Genomic DNA, 23,785 nt, shown 5'->3' on the forward strand with positions numbered 1-23,785 from the left:
ACCTTCGCGAGGGCGTGTTGCTGTCGTACGAGGAGTCAGCAGGCGTCTTTTCCAAGGAGTGTGGAGTGGCTTCGGTCATCGTTGGAAGCACGGGTCCCTTTACCGGTCAGAGCGTGGTCCTGGACGGCGAGCCCGTCAGCTTCGGGCGCAAGAGCGACAACACCGTCGTGATCGTCAGCCCCAGTTCCTCCCGGCTGCACGCCGAGATCCTCACGGAGGACGCCGGTTACGTCCTCTACGACAGGGACAGCCGGAACGGCACGTTCGTCAACGACCAGCGCATCACGCGGCATGTGCTGCGTCCGAACGACCGCATCCGGATCGGCGATGAAACGTTCCTCTACGAGGCCCAGGACGCCATGGAGACGGTCATGGACCTCTCCCTCCTGGACGTGCCCCGGCCGAGCGCCGCGGACCCCGGCACGCTGCGGGTCACCATCACCGGCGGCGGCCCGGTGGGCCTCGCCTTCGCCCTGGCGCTCGACGAGATGCTGCCCGGGCGGACCGCCATCACCCTCTACGACGGGCGCTGGACCAGGAAGGGCTCCTCGGTCGTCTGGAAGGACGAGACCCAGGGCAACTTCCGCCGCCAGCAGGTGGTGACCGTCCAGAGCCGGCAGTACCTCGCCCTGCCCGAGGAGGTGCTCGGCGCCCTCTTCGACGACGACGGCGCCTACTCCGAGATGTGGCCCGTCGGTCCCGACTCGGTCGACGGCCGCCCGCCCCGCAACATCCGGATCGCCCACATCGAGGACCGGCTGCTGGACCTGGCCAACCGGAAGCCCTCGATCCGCCTGGTTCCCAAGCGTTTCGACGTGGCGGAGGAGCAGAACCGGATCACCCAGGAACACGTCCTGGTGGTCGCCGAGGGCGGTCGCTCCCGCACCCGGGAGTACTACGCCGACCGCTTCGGCGCGGCCGACGCCTCCATCTACTCCCTCGACGGCGAGCACCTCCAGGACATCGTGCTGGGGCTGCGCGTCAAGTCGAAGCTGCCCGACCCGATGAGCGTGCTGCTCACCGTGTCGCAGAACCGGTTCCTGCTCAACTCGCTGCGCGGCGAGGGCTTCCTGAACATGCGGCTCACCCGGGAGGAGACCAAGAGCGTCATCGGCATCGACCCGGTGCGCCACGTCTTCGAGGAGTGCATAGCCGCCCGCCCCTGCCTGATGAGCCGGCAGGAGGAGGACAACGAGTTCCGCTGCCCCACGCACGGCACGCTCTTCCTGCCCGCCCTGCTGCGCGGTTCCCCGCTCTGGAAGGAGATCCGGCAGGGCCTCAGCCTGTTCGGGGTGGCCGAGGAGGACCTGTCCGCGATCACCTCGTTCCGGCTGGACATGGTGCAGCGCCCGCGGTTCACCGCACAGCTCCACCGGCCGACCATGACCACCCCCGGAACCTACGGCTTCCTGCTGGGCGACGCGGCCAACGCCATCCACTTCTGGCCGGGCCGCGGGCTCAACAGCGGTCTGGCATCGGCCACTTCGCTGGCCCGCTCGCTCAGCCGCGCCTGGCAGGGCAAGCCGCTGCGGGACGCCGACTTCATCCGGCACGAGGCGGCGATGTCCATGCTCCAGTACCGGCACAAGAGCCGGGCCTGGAACGCCATGGTGACCACCGACGAACAGGGCGTCACCCGCGCCATCAAGGACATCATCGCGCGCAGCGCTGAGGCCGGCGCAGGTGCGGCCGCCGGTGCCGCTGCCGGTGCCGCCGGTGCCAGTGCCGCCGGTGCCGCCGGATCCGGTGCCGTGGAGGGGAGCGACCTGGACGCACTGCTGGACCGGATGGCCGGAATCCGCGAACGGCTGGCACCCCGCATGCCCGGCCTGCCCGGCGACGCGGAGCTCCGCTCCCACCTCGCCTCGATCGCCCCGGCCACCCTCCGCACGCTGCGCGAGAGCGGCGCCTGGGACACCCTGATCGTCGGCGGCGAGGAGGCCGACATCGACCTCTTCTACCAGTCGGACTCCCCCGTCTTCGTCCCCCGCCCGACCGACCCCCGGACCCCCTCCCCGGTCGGCTGAACGCTCCGGGAGGCCGCGGGCCTCGGCCCCGGCCTCCTCGCCGGTCACGGCACCCGGTCTAGTGCCGGTGTGGTCCGGAGGTGGCGGGGAGCTTCGGGGCGGCCGCCGGCCGGCCCGGGTCGACCACCACGAACTGGCCCATCATGCCCTTGTCCTCGTGGTACAGCAGGTGGCAGTGACAAGGGCGGGGCCCGCGGCGAGCACCTCCGCGTCGGCGCCATCAAGGCGACGCCGCCTCCAGCGCGTCCGTACGCCCGCGGTCGCGCGGGCCGGGCGCGCCGCCGGGGTCGGGGGCGTTGCGCCGCAGCCACAGGCTCAGCACGCCGCAGATGACGGCGAGCAGGAACAGCAGCAGCGGCACCGTACCCACCTCCATCGTGTTGATGACGACACCCAGCAGAGGCGGGAACGCCACCCCGCCGATCATCGAGGCGGCGATCACATAGGCGCCGGCGGCGGCCACGCCGGGCACGGCCCGGTTGAGCCAGGGCAGACAGGTCGGGAAGATCGGCGCGATCATCAGGCCGACGCCGAAGTACGCGTACGGCGCGAGGGCCGGGACCGTTGCCAGGAGGAGGAAGCCGGCCATGCCGACGCAGCAGACGAGGAGGATCGACGGCGCGGACCAGCGCAGGCTGATCGGCGCGGCGACGAACCGGCCGATGGTCATGGCGGCCCAGTAGGCGGAGGTCGCGGTCGCGGCGGTGGCGGCGCCGTATCCGACGGCTTCGAGGTGGGTGGGCTCCCAGCCGCCGACGCCGGTCTCGATGGCGACGTGCAGGACGTAGATCCCGATGAACACCCCGATGATCGGAAGCACCCGGGCGCCGCCTGCCGAGGTGCCGTCCGCGGGTGCGGGGGCGGGTTCCCGGACGGCCACCCCGCCGAGCGTGACGAGGATCAGCAGGCTGATCACCCCGGTGCCGACGAAGATCTCCGGGTAGCTGTCCGCCCCGAGCCAGCCGATCAGGGCGGGGCCGGCGATCGCGCCGATGCCGAAGTGCCCGTTCAGCAGGTTGAGCATGGCGGTGCTGCGGTGGCCGAACCCGACGGCGAAGAGCTGGTTGAGGCCGTAGTCGATGCCGCCGAAGCCCAGGCCGATGACGAACGTGCCGGCGAGAGCGAGGGCCCAGCTCGGGGAGAAGGCGAAGACGACCGCGCCGATGGCCATGAGCAGGTAGGAGCCGCCGAGGAGCACCCGGTTGTTCAGGCGGCCCCGTAGGAGGTGGTAGGTCAGCACTCCGAGAAGGGCGCCGACGAAGTGCGCGCTGAGGCTCAGCCCGGCCACGGCCGGACTGATGCCGTACTCGTCCCGCAGGGCCGGGATCGCCGGACCGTAGAGCGCCTGGAGGGCGCCGATCACCACGAACGCCAGGCACGAGGCGACGATCGCGACGGTGGTGAGGAGGGGCTTCCCTCCTCCTGACAGATCGGCCTCACTGGCGACGGTCACGGCTCTCCTCATCGGTCGCTGTCGAATGAACACGATCAACGTTCACGGTGGCGCAAAGCTCACACCTCTTCGTTCACATTACACATTCGGAATGTTCGTTTCCACAGAATCGATGTGCGAAACGCTCTGCCAGGGGTCCCGCAGCCCCCATCTGTGCTAAAAGCAGACACATGAATGTGATGGAGAGGCACAAGTTCGTGGTGGGACTGCTGATGCAGCAGAACCGCGCGACGGTGGCCGAGCTGGCCCAGGCCACCGGGGCGTCCGAGATGACCATCCGCCGTGACCTGGAGGTACTGGAGTCCCGGGGAGCACTGCGCCGGGTGCGCGGCGGCGCCGTCAGCAGCCTGCCGGGCGGCGTCGAGCCCCCCTACGCGATCCGAGCCATGTCCGGGTCGCAGGCCAAGGAACGGCTCGCGCGGGCCGTGGTCGAACTGCTCACCGACGGCGAGACGGTCGCACTGGACACGGGTACGACAGCCGTCGCCGTCGCAAAGGCCATGGTGGACCGCCAGTTCACCGTCGCGCCCCTCTCACTGCACGCGGCCTTCGCCCTGTCCGCGCACCCCGGCATCCAACTGGTGCTGCCCGGCGGGCAGGTGCGCCCCGAGGAGCTGTCCTTCCACGGCGACACGCCCGTGCAGACCTTCAGGGACCTGTGCTTCGACACGTTCGTCCTGGGCTGCTGCGGGGTCGACCCCGTCCAGGGCGCCACCGCCTACAACCTCGACGACGTGCAGGTGAAGCGGGCAGCGGTCGCCTCGGCGCAGCGCGTGATCCTCGTCGCGACCGCCGACAAGATCGGCCGCACGGCGCTCGGCCGCATCTGTTCCATGGAGGAGATCGCCCTCGTCGTCACGGACGCCCCCGCGGACTCCCCCGCGGTCGAAGCGCTGCGCGACCAGGGCGTCGATGTGGTCCATCCGGCGGACGACTGAGCACGCCGACCGACCCGGCAGCCCTCGAGGGCGGTTCTGCCTCATCCCCACCAGCAGGCGCCGCACATGTTTTCGGAAATGTGTGAGGGTGATAACCATCGCAACATTGCGCGCACGTCAGCCGGGGGGCGTTATGAAGTACGACCTGTCGGGTCGCCTGGTGATAGGGATCGCCTCCAGTGCCCTGTTCGACCTCACCGACTGCGACGCGGTGTTTCGCGAGCGGGGAGAGGATGCGTACCGCTCCCATCAAGAGGCGCACGTGGACGATGTCTTGGCCAAGGGGGTGGCCTTCCCGTTCGTCCGCCGCCTGCTGTCGTTGAACGATCTCGCGGATCCGTCCGATCCGTTGGTCGAGGTCATCATCCTGTCGCGGAACGATCCGGACACCGGGCTACGGGTCATGCGTTCGATCAAGGCGCACGGCCTGCCCATCAGCCGAGCCGTCTTTCGGCAGGGTCGTTCGCCACACCGGTTCATGCCGGCGCTGAACATGTCGTTGTTCCTCTCGGCCAACGGGACTGACGTCCGTGAGGCGGTGGCAGGCGGATTGCCGGCGGGACACGTGCTCGAGACGGCACGGGTCGATGACGAGAGCGACCCTGAACTGCGCATCGCCTTCGACTTCGACGGGGTACTGGCGGGTGACTCCTCCGAGCGGATCTTCCAGGGCGCCGGCCTCGACGAGTTCCGTGCGCACGAGGTCAGCAATGCGACCACGCCTCACGATCCAGGACCGCTGAGCGCGTTCCTCGCCGGCATCAACCGCATCCAGCGCCGCGAGGAGGACGAGCGCCGCAGGAATCCCGGATATCAGCCCCGCCTCCGGGTGTCCCTGGTCACGGCTCGGGACGCGCCCGCTCATGAGCGGGCCGTCCTGAGCCTCAAGCAGTGGGGGCTGCGGGTCGATGACGCCTTCTTCCTCGGCGGCATCGACAAGGCCGCCGTCATGAGCGTCCTGGATCCGCACATGTTCTTCGACGACCAGGTCTCCCACCTGAACGGCACCGCGGCTGCCACCCCCAGCGTTCACATACCGTTCGGAGTCGTCAACGCGCCCTCATGAGGCACGCCTTACGCGAACCCACCCCACACCGCGGCTCCGCTCCCCGCGGCACCGGCAGTGGCGTCGATCCGGTACGTGTCGTCCGTCGCGTCGCGTCCGCCGGTGGCGTGGTCGTACTGGCCGGCGAAGACGTGCTCGCCGGGCGGGACGGTCCTGCCGGGCTTGAGGGTCCACCGGTAGACGAGGAAGCCACCCTCCTCCCGCGTGGAGAGGTCGAAGTCCGCGGCGGGGCGGGTCCGCCAGCCACCGGTGTCCTTCACCCCCTCGGTGAGGGCGATGCGCAGCTCCACGACGAGCGCGGAGAGCGGCTCCCTCGCCTTGAGGGTGACGTTGCTCTGAGCCCAGTAGGCGTTGCTGTGGGGGTCGACGGAGCCGTCGGCCCACAGGGGGCCGTCCTCGGCCCGGCCGCCCTCCGTCGGCGGCGCCGTGCGGCCGGCCGCGGACGGGGCGGTGGCCGTCGGGTTCCGTGGCGGGTCCGGGGCGTGCACGACGGTGACCACGGTGAGGGCGCTCGCCGTCAGGGTCCCTGCGGTGGCCAGGGTCGCGAAGACGATCCTCGGCCAGGAGAGGGTACGGATACGGGTACCGGTACGGGTGCGCCCGCGGTCCCGCGATCGGCCGGCGGTGCCGGGACGGGCCGTGCCGCGCTCGACCCGGGCCAGCATGCGGGCCCGGTCGGGCAGGTGGCCTTCGGCGCTCTCGCGCAGCAGGCCGCGCAGTTCTTCGGTCACCGGCTTCCCCTTCCCACCAGCTCGTCCGCGGCCGGGGTACCGAGCAGCCGCTGCAGTTCCGCCGACCCCTTCGAGGTCTGGCTCTTCACCGTACCCACCGATATCCCGAGCGCCGCCGCGGTGTCCTTCTCCGAGAGGTCGAAGGCGTACCGCAGTACCACGCAGGCGCGTTTGCGGAACGGCAGCATGTCCAGCGCGGCCCGTACGTCCATGACGGCGGCCAGGTCCGGGCCGTCGGTCCGCTCCGGGCGGTGCGACCAGAACAGCAGGACGCGCCGCCGCTCGCGTACCGTGCTCCGGATCCGGCTGCGGGCGAGGTTGGCGACGATTCCGCGGGCGTAGGCGACCGCGGAGTCGGCGCGGCGGGCCCTGTCCCAGCGGTGCCAGAGCGCGACCATCGCGTCCGCGGCGAGGTCGTCGGCAGCGTCCGCCTCTCCGGTCAGCAGGTACGCCAGGCGGGAGAGTTCGGCGTGGTGGCGTTCGAAGAACGCGTGGAAATCCGCGGCCGCCTCGTCTTGGGTCATGGCCTCGGTACGGCCTCTCGGTGCGGCGGGGGCGTTCTCAGGCAGGTGCCGGAGCGTAGCAGTCCGCTCGCATGTCCGTTCGGACGCCTCGGTTCGTCCGGGCCTCGTTCGCACGGTGGCGCCCATCAGCCCGTCGGGTTCCCGCCGTCGTACGTACCCCGTGCGGGCTTCGGCGCGGCCTTGCCGCCGGTTTCGGTGAGGACGCCGGCCCCCGCCTTCGCCGCCAGCTTCGCCGGCAGTCCGGCGGCGGGTTCCAGTCCTGCGGTGAGGGTGGGCCGCCAGTCGACGGCGGCCTTGATCTTCTTCCCGGGGTTGGCGGAGTTGTGGGCGGCGACCAGGTCGACGGGGGCGCCGCCGACGAGGTTGCCGCTGCCCGCGATGGCTCCGGTGCCGTCGCCGCCGAGCAGTTGGGAGACCTTCCTGTCGGAGGAGAGCTTCCAGTAGTTGTTCTGCGCGACGACTTGGGCGCCGGCGCGGGAGTTGACGCTGTAGCTGTGCGCGTAGCCCTCCGACTCCGTGGTGTCGTAGTAGTTGTCGTACAGGTGGATCTGGCCCACCCGGGCGAGGGGGGCGCGCTGGACGATGCCCCGGAAGACGTTGTGGTGGAGCGTCACCCGCAGTTTGGTGTCCTTGTCGCTGCTGCCGATCAGCATGGTCTTGTCGTGGTTGCTGAACGTGTTGTATCCGACGGTGACCAGGTCGGAGGCGTTGGTGATGTCGAGGGCGCCGTCGTGGACCTGGTACTCGCGGCCGAAGCGGACCGGGTTGGCGGAGTCCGGGTGCGGGTCGTCGGAGAAGCTGTTGTGGTCGACCCACACATGGGTGGCGCCGCGCAGGCTGACGGCGTCGTAGGCGGAGTTCCAGTTGCCGGTGGAGCCGTCGGTCGGGTCCCACTGCGGGAAGCAGTCCCGGACGTCGGTGAGCGACAGGTTGCGGATGATCACGTTGTCGGCGTTCTTCACCACGAGGCTGCCGCCGGTGATGCCCGCTCCGGTGCCGGGCACGCCGACGACGGTGGTCCGCGCCGGCACGGTGAACACGATGCGGGCGGCCTGCCTGGCCTGGGCCGCCCTGCGGGCGCTCTCCTGGGCGCCGGCCGGAACCTTGGCACGGCCCCAGACAGCCGGATCGTAGGCCTTGAGGTAGGAGTCGAGCGAGTAGCCGGTGCCCGCGGCGTAGTCGGCGCAGCTCTGCGGCTTCCCGCCGTCGTCGGTACCGGCGTCGATGAGGCCCTTGACCCGGACGATCCGCGGGGCGTCGGCCGGGCCCGCGGCCAAGGCCCTCGCCAGCTCGGCGCGGGTGGAGACGGTGAAGACGCGGGCCGCGGCCGCGGCCCGGCCGCCGGTGGTGCCCGAGCCGCTCGCGGCCCGGCCGTCCCGGGCGGGCAGCACGCCGTGGGCGAGATCGGCGGGCACCGCGGCATCGGCCTTCACGACCAGCGGCACGGCGCCGAGACCTGCGGCGACCAGGGTGGACGCTCCGACCAGGGCGAGCCTTCGACGTCCGGTGGGGCGGCGGTGGAGGGAAGCGGACATGGGCGGTGGCTCCTAGGGGTGAGGTGCACTGTTCACCCCTCAGTTGCCGCCGGAGCCCTAAAGGTTGCCGGGATCCTGTTCCACGATCCTGGCCAGGCGGGCCAGCATTCCTCGATGCCGAAGCTGGAGCAGGGCTTCGACGGCGGGGTTGTGCAGGGTGCCGCCGATGCCGCGGAGGGGGTGCTCGTCGCAGACGACGAGGGTCTCCTCCCCCCACTGCCGGAGCTGGAGGAAGATCCTCGCCGTGCCCGCAGCCTTGAACGACGCCTCCAGCTCCAGCTCCCGGCCGGGCTCCCGGTGGCGTACGGTCGTCAGCCCTTCGGTCGACCAGGGGCCCAGCCGCACGGTGTAGCGGAGCCGGGATCCGACGGCCGGCCACGCCTGGTCGAGCGGCGTCGACTCGGACGGGCCCACCACCCACTCCCCGTACAGGGTCGGATCGGCAAGCACCGACCACACCGCCTGCGGGGACCGATGGACCAGCTGGTTCCGGACGGCCATGAGAGAAGCCCTTCCGCCGAGCTACCCGGCGCTCCGCTTGCCGGGCGGGTCCTGGGGGTCCACGCCCGTCGAGGCGGAAGCGTCCTTGGTTCCGCTGGGACGCTGCGAGCGGCCCCTGGGGCCCAGGTCGTGCATGCCCTTCTCCCCAGAGCCCTTGCTCTGGTCCTCCCCGCGTGTGCCCCTGCTCCGCACCGGTTCGCCGTGGGGGTTTCCGGCCTCTTCCTTGGAGACCGTCCGGCCGCTCCCCTTGTCAGGGGCGTACTTGTCCGGATGGAAGGAACGGTGGGCGCTCGGGTTGTCCTGCTGACGGGTCTCGTCCACATCCGGCGACCAGCCGTGCTGCTTGGTGCCCTCGTGGCGACTCGGACCCTTGCCGTGGGCGGGCTGGGACGGCTTCGGCTGCTTGGTCATGGCTTGGCCTGCTGTCTGTCTCGGGATGGGCGCACTGGTGCAAGCGCCTCTACCGCTGGTTCTGCCATCGTCCCACCGTTCGTACGAGCGGTCGTGTCGGCGCCGCAGGGCCCGTGCGTTTCTCCGGTGGGGGGCCGAGTCGGGGTAGTCCAGGCGAAGGGGCCTCCCACTGGCCTACGATGCCGTTGAGGGCTTCGGGACAGCGCGACCGGAGGGCAGATGCCGGAACAGGGCCGGGAATCCGGAACGGACCCGGGCAGCTCACAGCGGCGCGCCCTGAGGCTGGCCGGTCTTTCGGCGGCTTCCGATGCCGGGATGGACCGGTTCGCCCGGCTGGTTTCACGACTGCTCCGCGTGCCTGTGGCCTTCGTTTCGCTGGTCGAGGAGGACCGGCAGGTTCTGCCCGGCCTGTTCGGTCTGCCGGAGCCCTGGGCGGGAAGCCGTGCGCTGCCGCTGTCGCATTCCCTCTGCCGGTACGTGGTGGCGTCCGGGCAGCCCCTGGTCGTGCCCGACGCCCGCGCCGACGACCGGCTCCGTACGAGCCCGGCCCTCGCGGATCTCGGCGTCGTCGCTTACGCGGCAATGCCGCTGACCGACACCGAAGGGCTGGTCCTGGGCGCCCTGTGCGCCATCGATCACGAGCCACGGACGTGGAGTGACGGCGAGCCGACCGACCTGGAGGATCTGGCCGCGGCCTGCTCCGCCGAGCTGTGCCTGCGCATCCTGTCGGCTCAGGGCCGTTCCGTACGGAAGGTGCTGGAGACCGCGCGGGCCGGCGCCGATCGGGCCCGGAGCGACGCGCAGCGGCTGGAGCAGGAGGCCCAGGCCGGACTGGACCACGCCGAGCTGCTGCTGAGGGCATCGGAGGAGCTGGCCCAGACATCCGGGCTGGAAGACGTCCGACGACGGCTGCGGGACCTTTTCGTCGGCGCCGGGAAGCCCTCGTACGTCGGCCTGCTGGTCGCCGACAAAGACGAACTCCACCGGGTTCCCGACCCGGACATCGCGCATTCGCTCGAACTCGAGGTCCTCACCCTGCCCGTGGACGCGGCGTTCCCGAGCACCCGGGCCATGCGGGAACGGCGGGCGGTCTTCGTGCCCGACCGCGAGGCGCTCGTCGCCGACTACAGCCCCGAGGCGGTCGGCTTCTTCGACCGCATGGGCTTCGCCACGGTCTTCTGCCTGCCGCTCTGGGGCAGCCACGCCCTGCTGGGCGTCCTCGCGATCTGCTGGGCCAAGCCGCACGAAGTGGGCGTGACCGAGCGGGCCACGCTCACCGCCGCGTCCGGTTACATCGCGCAGGCGGTGGAACGCGCCCTGTACCTCGACGAACGCATCTCCGTGGCCCGGCAGCTCCAGGAAGCCATGCTCACCGATCTCCCCCTCACCGACCCCGTCGAGATCAGCGCCCTGTACCAGCCGGCTGCGGACGGCGAAATGATCGGTGGGGACTGGTACGACGCCTACAGCCTGCCACCCGCCCCCTCCGGGGAGCCCGGAGCACTCATGGTCACGGTGGGCGACATCACCGGCCACGACATGCACGCCGCGACGGTCATGGGCCAGATCCGCAGCATGCTGCGGCAGGCCACGCTCGACCACCCCCCGTACAGCCCCGCCACTGCGCTGACCGCCCTCGACGCGGCGTGCTCGATCCTGCCGATCGACGCCAGCGGCACGCTGGTGCACGCCCGCCTCGACCTCACCGACGGCGGTCCCGGCTGGACGCTGACCTGGTCCAACGCCGGCCACCCGCCGCCGCTGCTCCGTACTCCCGACGGCCGGGTGACCATCCTGGTGGAGCACGACATCCTCCTCCACGGGGGCCTCGGGCCGTTCCACCGCACCGAGGCCCGGCGCGACCTTCCCCCCGGCTCAACGCTGTTGTTCTACACCGACGGGCTCATCGAACGCCGCGGCCACGACATCGATTCCGCCATCGCCCGGCTCGTCGCCCTGCTCGCACGCCACGGCGACCGTCCGCTGGACGAACTGCTCGACCGGATCGGCAGGCCGGCGGACCCGGCTCCCGGGGACGACGTCGTCGTGCTGGCGCTGCGCGTCCCCTGACGGCGCGGCCCGGGGACAGCCGGGGCAGGTGCCGGCCGTCGCCGGGTGCGGGGCCGGACACCGGTCCGGCTCACACGCGGGGCTCCTGGTCGTCGGCGTTGCCGTCCGGCGTCTGCCACGAGTCCTCGCGCCCCCGCACCACGGGATTCTGCTCGGCCGGCCGGGCCGGCGCCTGGCGCCGCGCGGCGCGCCGGCTGCCGTACCAGAACGCGCCGACCAAAAGGACGACCACCACCACGCCGGCGAACATGAGGAAAAACGCTCCTTGGCCTTCGGCCGCGAGAATTTCGGTAGGAATCATGGCTCGCGCCTACCCGGAATCGGCGGGCTTACGGGATTCCCCACCGGCCTACCGCAGGTCGGCGCGGGAAGGGGCCCGCCTCGCGGGCGGTCAGCCCGGCCAGGTGCCCGTCACGCGCCGGGTGGCCACGGCGCCCGAGCGGTCGACCGCGGCCTTGACCACGGCGAAGATCGCGCCCTGGATGGCAGCGGCGATCAGGATCTGCTTCCAGGTGCGGTCCTCGTCCGTCGCGCTGGGAGCGTCGCCTTCACCTTCGACGATCTTCCAGACCTGCCTGAACGCCGCCCCCGCGATCATGCCGCTGACAGCCCCCAGGGCCAGACCCACCGGCTTGTACGCGGCCTTCGACGCTTTCATCGGCTTCGACGGCTGCGCCGCACCAACAGGAGGACGACCAGCGCGGCGCCGGCCACGAGCAGCGGCGTGCGGTTGGCGCGCGCCACGCTCGCGGCCCGGCCCGCCTTGTCCAGAACCTGCTCGGGCGCCGTGTCGTTCACCACCTGGGCCACGTGCAGGGCCTTCGCACGGATCTGGTCGGAGACCACCGCGGTCTTCTCGGCGGCCTGTTGCTTGACGGCGGCCGCCTTTCCTTTCGCTTGTGCTTTGATGTCGGCTTTCCCCGCCAGTGCCTCGATGGTCTGCCCGAGTTCGTCGCGGGTGCGCTCTACCTGCTCGCGCAGCTCGTCGGGCGTGGGCGCGGGCGTGCCGATAGTGGTTCGGGGCTCGTTGGTCATCGGTGCGCTCTCTCCCTGATCTCGGCCAGGTCGGCCTTGACGCTGTCGATGGTCTGCTGCGGGACGGGGGCGCCGGCCTCTGCGATCCGTTTCTTCCCGGCCAGGGCGGTCACTGCGGCGATCACTGCCAGCACCGCGGTGACGATCAGGGCCGCCGCCCACACCGGGAGGACCAACGCGAGGGCCACGATGCAGGTCGCGACCAGGGCCTGGGCTGCCAAGAGCCCGGCCAGACCCGCCGCGCCGAAGAAACCGCCGCCCTTTCCGAAGCGCTTTCCCTTCTGAGTCATTTCCGCTCGGGCCAGCTGCATCTCCTCGCGGACCAGCTCCGAAATCTGCTGGGAGGCGCGCGAGACCAGCACGCTCACGGATTCATCGGTGCCGTGCGTTTGCCGCTCTATCGTGCTCATGCGGAGTGTCCCCCTTTGCGATGCGCACGCTGTTGTCGTGGCGCCTACCCGGTAAACGAACGAGCACCCGTGCCACGAACAGATCCTTCCGCGCAGCCGGCTCGGTCCACGGACGCGCTTCCGCGGCTTCCGCACCGGCGCGAGGGAGCCAATGGGGATGAATCGCATCGCTTGCGACATCAATGAGGGGTGTGCGGGTAGCCGGACACCATGGACTCCAACGATCACACCGCGCTCCGCGCTGTCGTGCTCGCCCGCCCCTGTCCCCCTCCCCCGCCCGCCTCAAGCCGCGCCGTACCCGCCGGCTGACCTGCGGCGATCGGATGTCTGCCAGCCCCCAAGGAGATGGATCATGACGAAGCGACGATCAGCCGACACCGCCAAGAACGAGCTGCCGGGTAAGCCGGGCCCCGAGTCTCCGCCACTGATCGAGCCGACGGAGCCCAGGGAACCCCTTCCCCCGAAGCCCGACCAGGAGGGACCCGAGACGGTGGGTCCGACCGGCCGGGCGACGGGGGTGGAGCAGGCGCGCGTGGCGCAGAGCGGCGCGTACCTGACGACGGCCCAAGGCACGCGGCTGCCGGACACCGATCACTCGCTGAAGGCGGGAGCACGTGGTCCGGTCCTGCTCCAGGACCACCATCTGCGCGAGAAGATCACCCACTTCGACCACGAGCGGATCCCGGAGCGGGTCGTCCACGCGCGGGGCGCCGCCGCGCACGGCGTCTTCCAGGGCTACGGAACGGCCGGAGAGGTGTCCAAGGCCGCGTTCCTCGCCAAGGACGTGGAGACGCCCGTGTTCGTGCGGTTCTCCACGGTCCTCGGCTCGCGCGGTTCGGCCGACACCGTGCGCGACACACGTGGTTTCGCGACGAAGTTCTACACCGACGAGGGCACCTTCGACCTGGTCGGCAACAACATCCCTGTCTTCTTCATCCAGGACGCGGTCAAGTTTCCCGATGTGATCCATGCCGGCAAGCCGCATCCGGACCGCGAGATCCCGCAGGCACAAAGCGCGCACGACACGTTCTGGGACTTCGTTTCCCTGCACACCGAAGCCACCCACCACACCCTCTGGAACATGTCCGACCGCGGCATCCCGAGGTCGCTGCGGATGATGGAGGGCTTCGGGGTCCACACCTTCCGCCTGGTCAACGCGGCCGACGAGAGCGTGCTCGTGAAGTTCCACTGGAAGCCGAAGCTCGGCGTGCACTCCCTCGTCTGGGAGGAGGCACAGATGATCTGCGGGATGGACCCCGACTTCCACCGCCGGGACCTCTTCGACGCCATCGAGGCCGGCGCGTTCCCGCAGTGGGAGCTGGGCATCCAGGTCTTCCCCGACACCGGCGACCAGACCTTCGAGGGCATCGACCTCCTGGATCCCACCAAGATCGTGCCGGAGGAGCGCGCGCCGGTCCAGCCCATCGGGCTGATGACCCTGAACGCGAACACGAAGAACTACTTCGCCGAGACCGAGCAGGTCGCCTTCCACCCCGGCCACCTCGTTCCCGGCATCGACGTCACCGACGACCCGCTGCTCGCCGGTCGCCTCTTCTCCTACCTCGATACGCAGATCAGCCGGCTCGGCGGCCCCAACTTCGGCCAGATCCCCATCAACAGGCCGCACGCCCCCGTCAACGACATGCTGCGCGACGGCATGCACCAGAGCGCCGTCCACACGGGCGTCGCCCCCTACCGGCCCAACAGCCTCGACGGAGGATGCCCGTTCCTCGCCGGAGCCGACACGGCCGCCTTCATCGAGACACCCGTCACGGTCCCCGAGGCGAGCAAGGTCCGTGAAGCGCCCGCCTCGTTCTCGGACCACTTCACCCAGCCGCGCCTCTTCTGGCTGAGCATGACGCCGCCCGAGCGCGAACACATCATCGCCGCCTACACCTTCGAACTGGGCAAGTGCTACGAGCAGGCCGTCAAGGAACGCACCCTGAAGGTCCTGGCCAACATCGACCCGCAGCTGTGCGAGCAGGTCGCCACTGGTCTCGGGCTGCCGGTCCCCGCGGCCACCGTGCCGCTCGTCGCAGCCGACCCCAGCCCCGCCCTCTCCCAGGTGGGCGGGACCTGGCCGACCGACGGGCGTGTGATCGGCATCGTCGCCGACGCCTCGGCCGACCCGGACAGCGTACGAACCGCCCGCCAGGCCGTCCTGGACGCCGGCATGGTGCCCCTCGTCGTCGCCCCGACCGGTGGCACCCTCGACGCCGAGGGTGACCCGATCGCCGTTCAGCGGACCTTCGCCACCGCCCGCTCCGTCGAGTTCGATGCCGTCCTGCTGGCCGGAGTGCCCCAGGCCGGCGCGGACGCGTACGGTGCCCGCGACGCCAAGGCCGGCACGGCCCAGCCGCCCATGGCTCCCGACCCGCGCGTACTGCTGCTCGTCACCGAGGCGTACCGGCACGGCAAGGCCATCGGCGGCTGGAACGGCGCGGAGCAGCTCCTCGAATCCGCCGGCGTCACGGCAGACGAACCGGGCATCGCCGTCGCCGACAGCAGCAGCGCGGTCGTGGACGCACTCACGACGGCGCTGGCCGAGCACCGGGCCTGGGACCGGTTCCCCGCCGCCCTCTGATCCGGGTGCGGGCCTTCGTCTCAGGAGGCGGGCGGCGTGGCGGTGTGGTCCGGATGGCCGTGGGTGCGACGGAGCGTTTTGAGGCGGGCCTCCAAGAGGTGCTCACGCCCGCCGGCCAGCTCGTCGACGATGTCGCGTTCCATCGCGGCGAAGGGCTCGTGGTAAGTGGAGTTGTAGGCCTCGATGATCTGGAACGTCCAGTGGCCCGGGATCACGTTGCGGCCCACGATGTCGCGCTCGACCCGTGCGGCCTGCTCCTCGTGGCCCGCCTCGCGCAGGAGGCGGACCGCGTCGCCGAGCTCGAAGTCCGCGGTCCCGGTCAGCTGGTGGAACCCGTAGAGGTGGCCGCGGGCCCGCTCCGTGGTCTCCAGTGCCTTCGACAGCGCGCCCAGGGCACGCAGGGTCTGCTCGCCGACACCGTCAGGCACTTGGTGCTGCGGGTCCATCTCACGATTGCTGTCCATGGTGATCTTCTGCCCTGACGGGGCCCCGCCGAGCGGTCGATTGAGCCGTACGGAGCAGGGCGGCCGCCCCGGACGTGTCGGCCCGGCCGACGCCTCTGAGGTACGTGGCGATAGCCGTCCCGGTCCCCCGCATACGAGTCCGGGTGCGTGAAGCGGTGAAAGCCGGGCAAGCGAATTCCAGGCGGACCGCACGACCCGCCACGCACGACGTACGGAACAAGGGGGATGGGCGGAGAAACACTTCCCCGTCGTCCCCCGTTGACCGAGGAGTTGTTTTCGCGTGACTGAACATGTGTGGAGTTACAAGTCGACGTCGGGCCACCTGGCCGGTACGGACCTGACCGGCTACAAGGTCGAGGCGACCGACGGGAGCATCGGCAAGGTCGACAAGCACTCCGACGAGGTCGGTGACGCCTATCTGGTCGTGGACACCGGCGTATGGATCTTCGGCAAGGAGGTCCTGCTGCCGGCGAGCACGGTCGTCAAGGTCGACCCGGAGGACAAAAAGATCTTCGTCGACCGCACCAAGGAACAGATCAAGAACGCCCCCGAGTTCCACCGGGACAAGCATCTCGGAGACACCGGCTACCGCGAGGAGCTGGGCACCTACTACGGCACCGGCGCCCCCTTCGGCGGCCGCCCCGCCTGATCCCGTTCCCGCATGACGACGCCGGTCCCGGCCCCTTCCTGGGTGCCGGGACCGGCGTCGTCATGCGGTCGGTCGAGGTGCCGTGGCCGTGTCGAGGTCGGGGTGGATGGTGAAGACCCGATCGAGGCCGACGATGCGCAGGATGCGGATCGTGTTGTCGGGGACGGCCGCCAGAACGATCTCGGCCTGGGCGGCGACGGCGTGGTTGCGGGCGACGAGGAGGGCGGTGATACCGCTGGAGTCGCAGAACCGTATGCGGGAGAGGTCCAGGACGACCCGTTGTCCTGGTTCCAGGATGAGGGCCGTCACGGCCTGTCGAAGCCGGTGGGCCTGGTCGTAGTCGAGGTCGCCGTCGATTTCCAGTACGGGGCCGGTGGCGGCGTCTCGGGTGGTGATCGTCAGGGATCTCATGTCAGACCGTGCTCCCGCGCGGCGGGTACGGGATGTGGCACGCCGAGGGCGAGCAGAGCCGTGTCGTCGTCCAGGCCTTCACCGAAGCCGTCGAGGAGACCGGTGAGGGCGGTGATCAGCTCTTGTGCCCCCGCGGGGGCGAGGCCGGCGGTGAAAGTGCGCAGGGCCTCGTCGCCGTAGAGTGCGCGGTTCGTACCGACGCGGGCTTCGGTGAGGCCGTCGGTGTAGAGGAGGAGGGTGTCGCCCGGGCCGAGCGTGGTCTCGGCAGGGGTGAAACGGGGGTCGGGCAGGATGCCGATGAGGAGGCCGCCGGGGGTGGGGAGGTAGTCGGCCCGGCCGTCGGCACGCACGACGAGTGCGGGGGGATGGCCGCCGGACGCCAGCTGCACCGTCACCGTTCCGGCGGTGGTGTCGGGTTCCAGAATGCCGAAGATCGCGGTGCAGTAGCGCGGGTCCCCGCTGTTGAACCGCTCGTGCAGCACGGTGTTCAAGGTGGTCAGCGCCGCTATGGGGTCGCAGTCGTGGAGGGCCGCGGCGCGCAGTGTGTAGCGGGTCAGGGAGGTCACCGCGGCAGCCTGGGGGCCTTTGCCGCAGACATCGCCGAGGAAGAACGCCCAGCGCTTGCCGTCCAGCGGGAACAGGTCGTAGAAGTCTCCGCCGAGCCGGTCGACGGAGGCGGTGTGGTAATACGAGGCCGCTGCCATTCCGGGCACCGCGGGCAGGTCGGCGGAGAGCAGGCTCTGCTGGAGCACCGCGAGTGCTTCACGCAGTCGCTCCCGGTCTGCTTCGGCCTGCCGGCGGGCTTCCTCCGCCACCTGACGCTCGCGGAGCAGTTCGCCTTCGTAGGCGCGGCGCTGGCGGGCATCGAAGACGGTGGTGCGGATCAGAGTCGGTTCGCCGTCGCCGCTCGTCTTCACGCTGGAGGTGACCAGGACCGGGAGGCGCCCGCCGCCCGCCGCCTTGAGTTCCAGGGCTATCTCGCTGATCTTTCCCTGCATCCGCAGGAGCGGCGCGAAGTGCGTCTCGTGGTAGAGCTTGCCGCCGATCGTGAGGAGGTCGGTGAAGCGTCTACGGCCCACGACCTCCTCGCGCGCGAGGCCGAGCCAGTCCAGGAGCGTTCCGTTGATCCGGGCGATGGTGCCGTCCATCAGGGTGGACAGGTAGCCGCAGGGGGCGGATTCGTAGAGTTCCTCGGCGGTGTCCTCCAGCAGGGAGGAGAACACCGCGTTCGTCGCGGACTCCTCGCCCTCGGGTCGCTCGGGGTTCTGTGCCGTGCGGCCCATCACCGTTGCTCCCGCAGGAAGGCCCGGATGGCTGACGTGGTGGCCTCGGGAGCGCTCAGCTGGGGGCAGTGACCCGTTGCGTCCAGGGTGATCAGGCGGCTTCCGGGGATGGCCGCGTGGACGTAGCTGCCGACCTCGCGCGGCGCGATCACGTCCTGGGAGCATTCCAGTACCAGCGTCGGTACGCCCACCGACTTCAGGTCGTCGCGGCTGTCGGAGAGGAACGTGGTGCGGGCGAAGACGCGGGCGATGGCCGGATCGGTGGCGCAGAAGCTGTTGGTCAGCTCCGCCCCCAGTTCCGGGCGCTCGGGGTTGGCCATGATCACCGGTGCCATCGCGGCCGACCAGCCGAGGTAGTTGGACTCGAGCGACTCCAGCAGTTCGTCGATGTCCTCGGCGCTGAAGCCGCCGCGGTAGGTGTCGTCGTCGATGTAGCAGGGGGAAGGGCCGACCATGACCAGGGAGGAAAACCGCTTGGGGGCGGTGGCCGCCGCGCGGACCCCGATCATCGCGCTGACCGAATGCCCGACGAAGGCCACGTCCCGCAGGTCCAGGGCTTCGCACACCTCGACCACGTCGTGGGCGTAGCCGTCCAGCGAACCGTAGCGTTCGGCGCTCCAGGCGGACTGATCGGAGGCGCCGGACCCCACGTAGTCGAACAGGACCACTTGGAATTCCTCGGCCAGCGCCGGGGCCACCAGACCCCACATGTTCTGGTCACAGCCGAACCCGTGCGCCAGCATGACCACGGGGCTGCCGGCTGGTCCGCTGACCTTCACGTTGTTCCTGCGGAGGATATCCATCCCGTCATCCTGTTCATTGGTTCTGGAGCGTCAGCGCTGCCAACGCATCGGGGGTGGGCTCGCGTGGTCCCTAGGTGGTGAGGGGCGAGGTGAACGGCCCGCGGTCACCGAGGACCTCCCGCAGCCGGACTCGGTCCGTGTACGCGTCGCCGTCACGGACGGCGAGGAGCTGAGCCGCGGTTACCAGCCCGGCGCACAGGCCGTCCTCGTCGCACACCAGCAGATGTCCCGCGCGGGCACTGGCCATGACGGACAAGGCCACTTCGACGGTCATGTCGTCACAGACCTGCGGCCCGGCGGCCTCCAAGGCATCGGCCACCACCGGGCGGGGTTGCATCTGGACCAGCGTCAAAACGTGCCTCCTGCAGAGATGGGTCGGTTTCCTGATCACGTGGCCTTCAGGCCGCCGCCGCGTTGGTGGAATTCCGGCACCAGAAGACCGGTGCGGGGAATCGCAAGAACGGGCCGAATGGAATGCGAAAGCCAATCCGGCCGCAGGAAGTACGGGCGGGCCGACGGGATCAGGCTCCGAAATGGGGGAATTCGCAGGCGGACCCACTGCGGGACTTGCATGCAGCTGGGGCCCGCACCCCGAAGGATGCGGGCCCCAGCTACGAAATACGCGTCAGCGTCAGGCGGGAACGATGTTCTCGGCCGTCGGACCCTTCTGGCCCTGCGCGATGTCGAAGGTGACCTTCTGGCCTTCAGCCAGCTCGCGGAAGCCCTGGGCGGCGATGTTCGAGAAGTGGGCGAACACGTCAGCGCCGCCACCGTCCTGCTCGATGAAGCCGAAACCCTTTGCCGCGTTGAACCACTTCACGGTGCCAGATGCCATGTCAAATCTCCTTTGGGGCAGTACACCAGCATCCGCACTGCACGGACGCCGTGTCGCCGCGATGATGCCCCGCCCGGAAAATGACCCGGAAATACAAAGCACTCCCGTCGGGTACGGAGACCCGCTGGAGGCGCTTGAAGTTTTGGGAACCACAACTGCAACTGAGATCGACACTAGCATGCCGTAGCGGCCTGCGTACGAAAAACAATTCGCCCTGGCCGCCGCGCCAAAAACCCTCTCCGCACGGACCGCTAAATCCTTACACCGCGGCGACAGATATTGGCAGCCCGGGCGCAATGCTTTTCCGAACGGAGGGATTGCCCCGAGTGCGCGGCCCGCCGGGACCGACGGGCGCGCTCACCTCAGACCGCAGTCGGCGGACTGGACGGCCCGGCGGCGCGGCGGTACTCGGCATTGAGCCGCTGGGCTTCCTCGAGCTGGTCCTCGAGGATGACGATGCGGCAGGCGGCCTCGACGGGGGTTCCCTGGTCGACGAGTTCCCGGGCACGGGCTGCGATGCGCAGCTGGTAGCGGGAGTAGCGGCGGTGGCCGCCCTCGGAGCGGAGCGGCGTGATCAGGCGCGCTTCGCCGATGGCACGGAGGAAGCCCGGGGTGGTGCCGAGCATCTCTGCGGCACGACCCATGGTGTACGCGGGGTAGTCGTCGTCGTCCAGGTGGCCGCCGAGCGGACCTGTCGGATTCTCTGCTGTCATTGCACCTCTCTCTGAAACACGTGGAGGGGCCCTGGTGCCGTACGGCACCAGGGCCCCGAGGGAACTTCTACACCATCCGCCGGCACCAGTTGCGTGCCGGCCTTCTGTTTCCGCCTGCCCGACCTGAACGATGTCGGGGGTGCGGGGATCGCAGCTGCTTGACCGGAGACCACCTCACTATCGATGTCCTGCGGTACCCGGGCTCAGACTTCCGCCCGGGCGATCCTGATGGCGCTCGCTCCTCCGCTCTTCCCTCGGCGATCAACTACTGACCCAGCAAGGCTGGGCACTGCTCACTGCATCTACAGGCAACACGCCCGGCAGTTCATCTCTGCCGGGCCCTACTGTCTCCGTGGGCTACAAGAGAAAGCATAACCAGGCCGCCACCCAATGTCTACTTCGGCCAACATAGATTTTCGCGTGTTCGACGGTGAGGTAATCAGCTTCGAACAGCGACGGGTGTGTACAGTCGGCTCGCCCCGGCGGTGCCGGACGTACGGGGCGACGTCCCCGACCGGCCAGGTGGAGTCATGACGAATGCAACCAGCGGGACACAGCTGCACGGTGGGACGACCGGCGCCCCCGTGCTGTCGGTGGCCGAGCGCAAACAGCGGATGCGCCGCCGCCTCGAGCGGCTGATCGGCATCGCCGCCACCGAAGGAAACGCGTTGCTCGCCCTGCGCAACGGGGACGAGATCTTCACGGCGATGCTGGACAGCATCCGCGCCGCCGAACACACCGTCGACATGATGACGTTCGTGTACTGGCGCGGCGAGATAGCCCGGCAGTTCGCCCGGGCGTTGGCGGACCGGGCCCGCGCGGGCGTCCGGGTACGGCTGCTGCTGGACGGCTTCGGCAGCCGGCTCATCGAGCAGGACCTGCTCGACCTGATGGAGGAGGCCGGGGCCGAGGTGGCCTGGTTCCGCAAGCCCCTCTACCTCTCCCCGCTCAAGCAGAACCACCGCTGCCACCGCAAAGTGCTCGTCGTCGACGAAGAGACGGCGTTCACCGGCGGGGTCGGCATCGCCGAGGAATGGTGCGGCGACGCCCGCAACGAGAACGAGTGGCGCGACACCCACGTCCGGCTGCGCGGCCCCGCCGTGGACGGTATTGCCGCCGCTTTCGCCCAGAACTGGGCCGAGTGCCACGACACCCTCTTCGACGACCGGGACCGCTTCACCGGCCACGCGCCTCAGGGCGACGCAGTGGTGCAGGTGGTCCGGGGCTCGGCCAGCATCGGCTGGCAGGACATGCAGACCCTGATCCGGGTCGCCATCGAATCCGCCCAACATCGCTTCCGCTTGTCCACCGCCTACTTCGCCCCGGACGTCTACTTCATCGAGCTGCTCTGCGCAGCAGCGCGCCGGGGCATCGAGGTCGAGATCCTCCTGCCCGGCCCGCACACCGACAAGCGCGTCTGCCGGCTGGCCGGTCAGAACTTCTACGCGGACCTGCTGGCGAGCGGCGTGAAGATATTCGAGTACCAGCCGACGATGATGCACGCCAAGATCATCACGGTCGATGAGGTCGCGGCGCTCATCGGTTCCACCAATTTCAACCGCCGCTCCCTGGACCACGACGAAGAGGTCATGATCGCGGTCCTGGACGAAGACTTCACCGCGACCCTGGACCGCCACTTCGACGAGGACTTGCGGGCCAGTGAGCAGGTGGTTCCGGCACGCTGGAACCACCGCTCCGCGGTGCAACGGCTGCGGGAGCTCGCCGTCACCCCCATCCGCCGGTTCTTGTGACCACCGCAAGCAAGTCAGGGAGGCTTCCGGGTCAGCCGGTGAACGAGTCCACCTGGCCCGGCTCCGTCTTCATGGCCTGGCGGTCGAACCTCAGCATCGCGAGGAAGAACAGGCCGCCCACGAGGAGGAGGCCCGCCACGATCACGACGGAGACGAACGCCTCGTTCGGGGTCACCAGCACGAACAGCGCGACGAGCGTCCACACCAGAGCACAGACAGCGACGGGCAGTTCGAAGCGCCCCAGGTCGAAGGCTCCCTTTTGGCGGCTCAAGCGTCCGCGTACCGCCAGGTAGAGCACGATCGTCGACCCGTAGGTGACCGCGGGCAGGATGGTCGAGGCCGTCACCAGTTCCAGTAGCGCGGCGCCGGGCAGTGCCAGCATCAGGACGATTCCCAGGACGAAGACCAGCATGGTCGCGGGGATCGGTGTCCTCGTGCGGGGGTTCACCCTCCGCATCAGCCGGTGGGCGGGGAAGCGGCCGTCGCGCGACATGGCGTAGACGAGGCGCGAGCACGCGACCATCACCACGATCCCGGCGCCGAAGAAGGCGATGGTGATCGCGGCCAGCAGGGTCTTCTCCGTCGCCGGACCGAGGTGGTCCCGCATGATCGCCGCGACCGGCGAGCCGTTGGCGCTGATGCGCGGGATGTCGTCGATCGCGATGGTGAGCGTGATCAGGAACAGCATCCCCAGGACGCCGGCCGCCACGACCGATCCCACGATCGCGCGCGGGACGGTGCGGAACGGATCCTTGGCCTCCTCGGCCAGGTTCGCCGCCGAGTCGAAGCCGACGAGTGTCGCGAGTCCCATGATCATCGCAAGCATCAAACCACCGCCGACCGCGAAGTAGTCGGGGGCGTTCTCGACGACACCGCGCGAGGTGAGATTGCCGACCGCGCCGTCGCCCGTGACCGCGACGGCGATGACGAGCGCGATCGCCACCACCACGACGAGCGCCAGTTCGAGCCCCACCGCGACGGTGTTGATCAGGCTGACGAGGCGCGTGGAGGCCACGGCCAGTACGGTCTGCACGAGCAGGACCACGAGTGTGATCAGGCGCGCGGTGTCCTCGTCCGGTGCGATGCCGGCGAGCGGCATGAACGCCTGGCTCGCGAGCGCGTTGTCGACCGCCACCACGCCGATCGCCAGGTAGCAGAAGGTCAGCCACCCGAACCACCAGCCGATCTTCGGGCTGGCCAGCCGCGAGGCCCACTGGTAGGAGGAACCGCTGAGCGGAATGCGGGCCGCGAACTGCGCGACCACCAAAGCCACCAGGGTCTGCCCTACCGCCGCGACGATCCACAACCAGATCCCGACCGGCCCGGCGGTCACCAGCACTTCGTCGAAGGTCGCGAAGATGCCGACCGCCACCGAGATGAACGCGAACGAGATCGCGAACACCTGGAAGGAGCCGAGCGTCCGCTTCAGCTCCTGCCGGTAGCCTCCGGCCTCGACGGACGCGGCATCGCCCCGGGGATCGGACGAGGACTCCACCACTGCGGCCACCTCACGTTCCAGGGCCCCTCCGCGTGCCCGGGGCACACGGCAGGCAGGGACCGATCAGTGCACCATTTTCACCATCTTCCACAC

The 23,785-nt window shown here is 69.9% G+C and carries 24 protein-coding genes and 2 pseudogenes; 7 read left to right on the top strand and 19 right to left on the bottom strand.

Annotation, left to right across the window (positions count from 1 at the left end; genetic code table 11):
• Window positions 1–65: 65 nt before the first annotated feature.
• Window positions 66–2,027, top strand: a complete 1,962-nt coding sequence (locus AB0D29_RS13995) for an FHA domain-containing protein (RefSeq protein ID WP_362854123.1) — start codon at window positions 66–68, stop codon at window positions 2,025–2,027.
• A 58-nt stretch (window positions 2,028–2,085) separates the two neighbouring features.
• On the opposite strand, the pseudogene AB0D29_RS14000 reads toward AB0D29_RS13995, so the two are convergent.
• Window positions 2,086–2,211, bottom strand: a pseudogene (locus AB0D29_RS14000) (multicopper oxidase domain-containing protein); the annotation flags it as partial.
• Between the two features lie 36 nt (window positions 2,212–2,247).
• A complete protein-coding gene (locus AB0D29_RS14005) occupies window positions 2,248–3,480 on the bottom strand; it encodes an MFS transporter (RefSeq protein ID WP_362854124.1) in 1,233 nt (410 codons plus the stop codon).
• 170 nt (window positions 3,481–3,650) lie between these two features.
• Here AB0D29_RS14005 and AB0D29_RS14010 point away from each other — a divergent pair, with 170 nt between their 5' ends.
• Together AB0D29_RS14010 and AB0D29_RS14015 are read left to right on the top strand one after the other, a co-directional pair.
• Complete coding sequence (locus AB0D29_RS14010; protein WP_362854125.1) at window positions 3,651–4,418, top strand: DeoR/GlpR family DNA-binding transcription regulator; 768 nt, start codon at window positions 3,651–3,653, stop codon at window positions 4,416–4,418.
• A 133-nt stretch (window positions 4,419–4,551) separates the two neighbouring features.
• Entirely contained in the window at window positions 4,552–5,484 is a 933-nt protein-coding gene (locus tag AB0D29_RS14015; RefSeq protein WP_362854127.1) for a 5'-nucleotidase, read from the top strand.
• A gap of 8 nt (window positions 5,485–5,492) precedes the next feature.
• Here AB0D29_RS14015 and AB0D29_RS14020 read toward each other — a convergent pair whose 3' ends face one another.
• From AB0D29_RS14020 to AB0D29_RS14040, 5 genes are all read right to left on the bottom strand, one after another.
• Window positions 5,493–6,215, bottom strand: a complete 723-nt coding sequence (locus AB0D29_RS14020) for a hypothetical protein (RefSeq protein ID WP_362854129.1) — start codon at window positions 6,213–6,215, stop codon at window positions 5,493–5,495.
• The gene (locus tag AB0D29_RS14025) at window positions 6,212–6,739 is read right to left on the bottom strand and encodes a SigE family RNA polymerase sigma factor (RefSeq protein ID WP_362854130.1); all 528 of its coding nucleotides are present in this window, start codon (window positions 6,737–6,739) and stop codon (window positions 6,212–6,214) included. Before AB0D29_RS14025 ends, AB0D29_RS14020 begins: the two co-directional genes overlap by 4 nt.
• 125 nt (window positions 6,740–6,864) lie before the next feature.
• Window positions 6,865–8,274 carry a polysaccharide lyase family 1 protein gene (locus AB0D29_RS14030; RefSeq protein WP_362854132.1) on the bottom strand — a complete coding sequence of 470 codons (1,410 nt, stop codon included), beginning with the start codon at window positions 8,272–8,274 and terminating at the stop codon, window positions 6,865–6,867.
• A 57-nt stretch (window positions 8,275–8,331) separates the two neighbouring features.
• Complete coding sequence (locus AB0D29_RS14035) at window positions 8,332–8,775, bottom strand: SRPBCC family protein (RefSeq protein WP_362854133.1); 444 nt, start codon at window positions 8,773–8,775, stop codon at window positions 8,332–8,334.
• Between the two features lie 21 nt (window positions 8,776–8,796).
• Window positions 8,797–9,186, bottom strand: a complete 390-nt coding sequence (locus AB0D29_RS14040; protein WP_362854135.1) for a hypothetical protein — start codon at window positions 9,184–9,186, stop codon at window positions 8,797–8,799.
• Between the two features lie 315 nt (window positions 9,187–9,501).
• Here AB0D29_RS14040 and AB0D29_RS14045 point away from each other — a divergent pair, with 315 nt between their 5' ends.
• Window positions 9,502–11,256, top strand: a complete 1,755-nt coding sequence (locus AB0D29_RS14045) for a SpoIIE family protein phosphatase (RefSeq protein WP_362854136.1) — start codon at window positions 9,502–9,504, stop codon at window positions 11,254–11,256.
• Between the two features lie 70 nt (window positions 11,257–11,326).
• On the opposite strand, the gene AB0D29_RS14050 is transcribed toward AB0D29_RS14045, so the two are convergent.
• The 4 genes from AB0D29_RS14050 to AB0D29_RS14065 all read right to left on the bottom strand — a co-directional run bounded on the left by AB0D29_RS14050 (window position 11,327) and on the right by AB0D29_RS14065 (window position 12,701).
• On the bottom strand, window positions 11,327–11,557 hold the full coding sequence (locus AB0D29_RS14050) for a DUF6479 family protein (RefSeq protein WP_362854138.1): 231 nt from the start codon (window positions 11,555–11,557) through the stop codon (window positions 11,327–11,329).
• Window positions 11,558–11,647: 90 nt separating this feature from the next.
• Window positions 11,648–11,914: a DUF4235 domain-containing protein gene (locus AB0D29_RS14055; protein ID WP_362854139.1), complete on the bottom strand. Its 267-nt coding sequence runs from the start codon at window positions 11,912–11,914 to the stop codon at window positions 11,648–11,650.
• Complete coding sequence (locus AB0D29_RS14060; RefSeq protein WP_362854140.1) at window positions 11,911–12,291, bottom strand: DUF3618 domain-containing protein; 381 nt, start codon at window positions 12,289–12,291, stop codon at window positions 11,911–11,913. Before AB0D29_RS14060 ends, AB0D29_RS14055 begins: the two co-directional genes overlap by 4 nt.
• On the bottom strand, window positions 12,288–12,701 hold the full coding sequence (locus AB0D29_RS14065; RefSeq protein ID WP_362854141.1) for a phage holin family protein: 414 nt from the start codon (window positions 12,699–12,701) through the stop codon (window positions 12,288–12,290). The genes AB0D29_RS14060 and AB0D29_RS14065 overlap by 4 nt, the downstream gene beginning before the upstream one ends.
• Window positions 12,702–13,053: 352 nt before the next feature.
• Here AB0D29_RS14065 and AB0D29_RS14070 point away from each other — a divergent pair, with 352 nt between their 5' ends.
• Window positions 13,054–15,285, top strand: coding sequence for a catalase (locus AB0D29_RS14070; RefSeq protein ID WP_362854142.1), 2,232 nt, complete (start codon window positions 13,054–13,056; stop codon window positions 15,283–15,285).
• A 20-nt stretch (window positions 15,286–15,305) separates the two neighbouring features.
• Here AB0D29_RS14070 and AB0D29_RS14075 read toward each other — a convergent pair whose 3' ends face one another.
• Window positions 15,306–15,749: a hypothetical protein gene (locus AB0D29_RS14075; RefSeq protein WP_362854143.1), complete on the bottom strand. Its 444-nt coding sequence runs from the start codon at window positions 15,747–15,749 to the stop codon at window positions 15,306–15,308.
• Window positions 15,750–16,029: 280 nt separating this feature from the next.
• Here AB0D29_RS14075 and AB0D29_RS14080 point away from each other — a divergent pair, with 280 nt between their 5' ends.
• Entirely contained in the window at window positions 16,030–16,398 is a 369-nt protein-coding gene (locus tag AB0D29_RS14080; protein ID WP_362854145.1) for a PRC-barrel domain containing protein, read from the top strand.
• Between the two features lie 60 nt (window positions 16,399–16,458).
• On the opposite strand, the gene AB0D29_RS14085 is transcribed toward AB0D29_RS14080, so the two are convergent.
• From AB0D29_RS14085 to AB0D29_RS14110, 6 genes and pseudogenes are all read right to left on the bottom strand, one after another.
• Window positions 16,459–16,809: an STAS domain-containing protein gene (locus AB0D29_RS14085; RefSeq protein ID WP_362854147.1), complete on the bottom strand. Its 351-nt coding sequence runs from the start codon at window positions 16,807–16,809 to the stop codon at window positions 16,459–16,461.
• Window positions 16,806–18,092 (bottom strand): SpoIIE family protein phosphatase, encoded by a 1,287-nt coding sequence (locus AB0D29_RS14090; RefSeq protein ID WP_362854149.1) that lies wholly within the window; start codon window positions 18,090–18,092, stop codon window positions 16,806–16,808. The genes AB0D29_RS14085 and AB0D29_RS14090 overlap by 4 nt, the downstream gene beginning before the upstream one ends.
• Window positions 18,092–18,895: an alpha/beta hydrolase gene (locus tag AB0D29_RS14095; RefSeq protein WP_362854151.1), complete on the bottom strand. Its 804-nt coding sequence runs from the start codon at window positions 18,893–18,895 to the stop codon at window positions 18,092–18,094. Before AB0D29_RS14095 ends, AB0D29_RS14090 begins: the two co-directional genes overlap by 1 nt.
• Window positions 18,896–18,968: 73 nt before the next feature.
• Window positions 18,969–19,232: pseudogene (locus tag AB0D29_RS14100) on the bottom strand (CBS domain-containing protein); the annotation flags it as partial.
• Window positions 19,233–19,526: 294 nt separating this feature from the next.
• A complete protein-coding gene (locus tag AB0D29_RS14105) occupies window positions 19,527–19,730 on the bottom strand; it encodes a cold-shock protein (RefSeq protein WP_030722003.1) in 204 nt (67 codons plus the stop codon).
• A 362-nt stretch (window positions 19,731–20,092) separates the two neighbouring features.
• A complete protein-coding gene (locus AB0D29_RS14110) occupies window positions 20,093–20,443 on the bottom strand; it encodes a MerR family transcriptional regulator (RefSeq protein WP_362854153.1) in 351 nt (116 codons plus the stop codon).
• Between the two features lie 614 nt (window positions 20,444–21,057).
• Between AB0D29_RS14110 and AB0D29_RS14115 the strand changes: the two genes are divergently transcribed.
• On the top strand, window positions 21,058–22,194 hold the full coding sequence (locus tag AB0D29_RS14115; protein ID WP_362854404.1) for a phospholipase D-like domain-containing protein: 1,137 nt from the start codon (window positions 21,058–21,060) through the stop codon (window positions 22,192–22,194).
• 31 nt (window positions 22,195–22,225) lie between these two features.
• On the opposite strand, the gene AB0D29_RS14120 is transcribed toward AB0D29_RS14115, so the two are convergent.
• Window positions 22,226–23,701, bottom strand: coding sequence for an amino acid permease (locus AB0D29_RS14120; RefSeq protein ID WP_362854154.1), 1,476 nt, complete (start codon window positions 23,699–23,701; stop codon window positions 22,226–22,228).
• Between the last annotated feature and the right edge of the window lie 84 nt (window positions 23,702–23,785).

The organism is Streptomyces sp. NPDC048424 (assembly GCF_040651555.1).
Lineage (GTDB): Bacteria > Actinomycetota > Actinomycetes > Streptomycetales > Streptomycetaceae > Streptomyces.

Excerpts from the sequence above, each read along its gene's own strand:
- AB0D29_RS14010 (WP_362854125.1), top strand. The coding sequence starts at position 3,651 with ATGAATGTGATGGAGAGGCACAAGTTCGTGGTGGGACTGCTGATGCAG.
- AB0D29_RS14015 (WP_362854127.1), top strand. The coding sequence starts at position 4,552 with ATGAAGTACGACCTGTCGGGTCGCCTGGTGATAGGGATCGCCTCCAGT.
- AB0D29_RS14025 (WP_362854130.1), bottom strand. The coding sequence starts at position 6,739 with ATGACCCAAGACGAGGCGGCCGCGGATTTCCACGCGTTCTTCGAACGC.
- AB0D29_RS14030 (WP_362854132.1), bottom strand. The coding sequence starts at position 8,274 with ATGTCCGCTTCCCTCCACCGCCGCCCCACCGGACGTCGAAGGCTCGCC.
- AB0D29_RS14035 (WP_362854133.1), bottom strand. The coding sequence starts at position 8,775 with ATGGCCGTCCGGAACCAGCTGGTCCATCGGTCCCCGCAGGCGGTGTGG.
- AB0D29_RS14040 (WP_362854135.1), bottom strand. The coding sequence starts at position 9,186 with ATGACCAAGCAGCCGAAGCCGTCCCAGCCCGCCCACGGCAAGGGTCCG.
- AB0D29_RS14045 (WP_362854136.1), top strand. The coding sequence starts at position 9,502 with ATGGACCGGTTCGCCCGGCTGGTTTCACGACTGCTCCGCGTGCCTGTG.
- AB0D29_RS14050 (WP_362854138.1), bottom strand. The coding sequence starts at position 11,557 with ATGATTCCTACCGAAATTCTCGCGGCCGAAGGCCAAGGAGCGTTTTTC.
- AB0D29_RS14055 (WP_362854139.1), bottom strand. The coding sequence starts at position 11,914 with ATGAAAGCGTCGAAGGCCGCGTACAAGCCGGTGGGTCTGGCCCTGGGG.
- AB0D29_RS14060 (WP_362854140.1), bottom strand. The coding sequence starts at position 12,291 with ATGACCAACGAGCCCCGAACCACTATCGGCACGCCCGCGCCCACGCCC.
- AB0D29_RS14065 (WP_362854141.1), bottom strand. The coding sequence starts at position 12,701 with ATGAGCACGATAGAGCGGCAAACGCACGGCACCGATGAATCCGTGAGC.
- AB0D29_RS14070 (WP_362854142.1), top strand. The coding sequence starts at position 13,054 with ATGACGAAGCGACGATCAGCCGACACCGCCAAGAACGAGCTGCCGGGT.
- AB0D29_RS14075 (WP_362854143.1), bottom strand. The coding sequence starts at position 15,749 with ATGGACAGCAATCGTGAGATGGACCCGCAGCACCAAGTGCCTGACGGT.
- AB0D29_RS14085 (WP_362854147.1), bottom strand. The coding sequence starts at position 16,809 with ATGAGATCCCTGACGATCACCACCCGAGACGCCGCCACCGGCCCCGTA.
- AB0D29_RS14090 (WP_362854149.1), bottom strand. The coding sequence starts at position 18,092 with ATGGGCCGCACGGCACAGAACCCCGAGCGACCCGAGGGCGAGGAGTCC.
- AB0D29_RS14095 (WP_362854151.1), bottom strand. The coding sequence starts at position 18,895 with ATGGATATCCTCCGCAGGAACAACGTGAAGGTCAGCGGACCAGCCGGC.
- AB0D29_RS14105 (WP_030722003.1), bottom strand. The coding sequence starts at position 19,730 with ATGGCATCTGGCACCGTGAAGTGGTTCAACGCGGCAAAGGGTTTCGGC.
- AB0D29_RS14110 (WP_362854153.1), bottom strand. The coding sequence starts at position 20,443 with ATGACAGCAGAGAATCCGACAGGTCCGCTCGGCGGCCACCTGGACGAC.
- AB0D29_RS14115 (WP_362854404.1), top strand. The coding sequence starts at position 21,058 with ATGCGCCGCCGCCTCGAGCGGCTGATCGGCATCGCCGCCACCGAAGGA.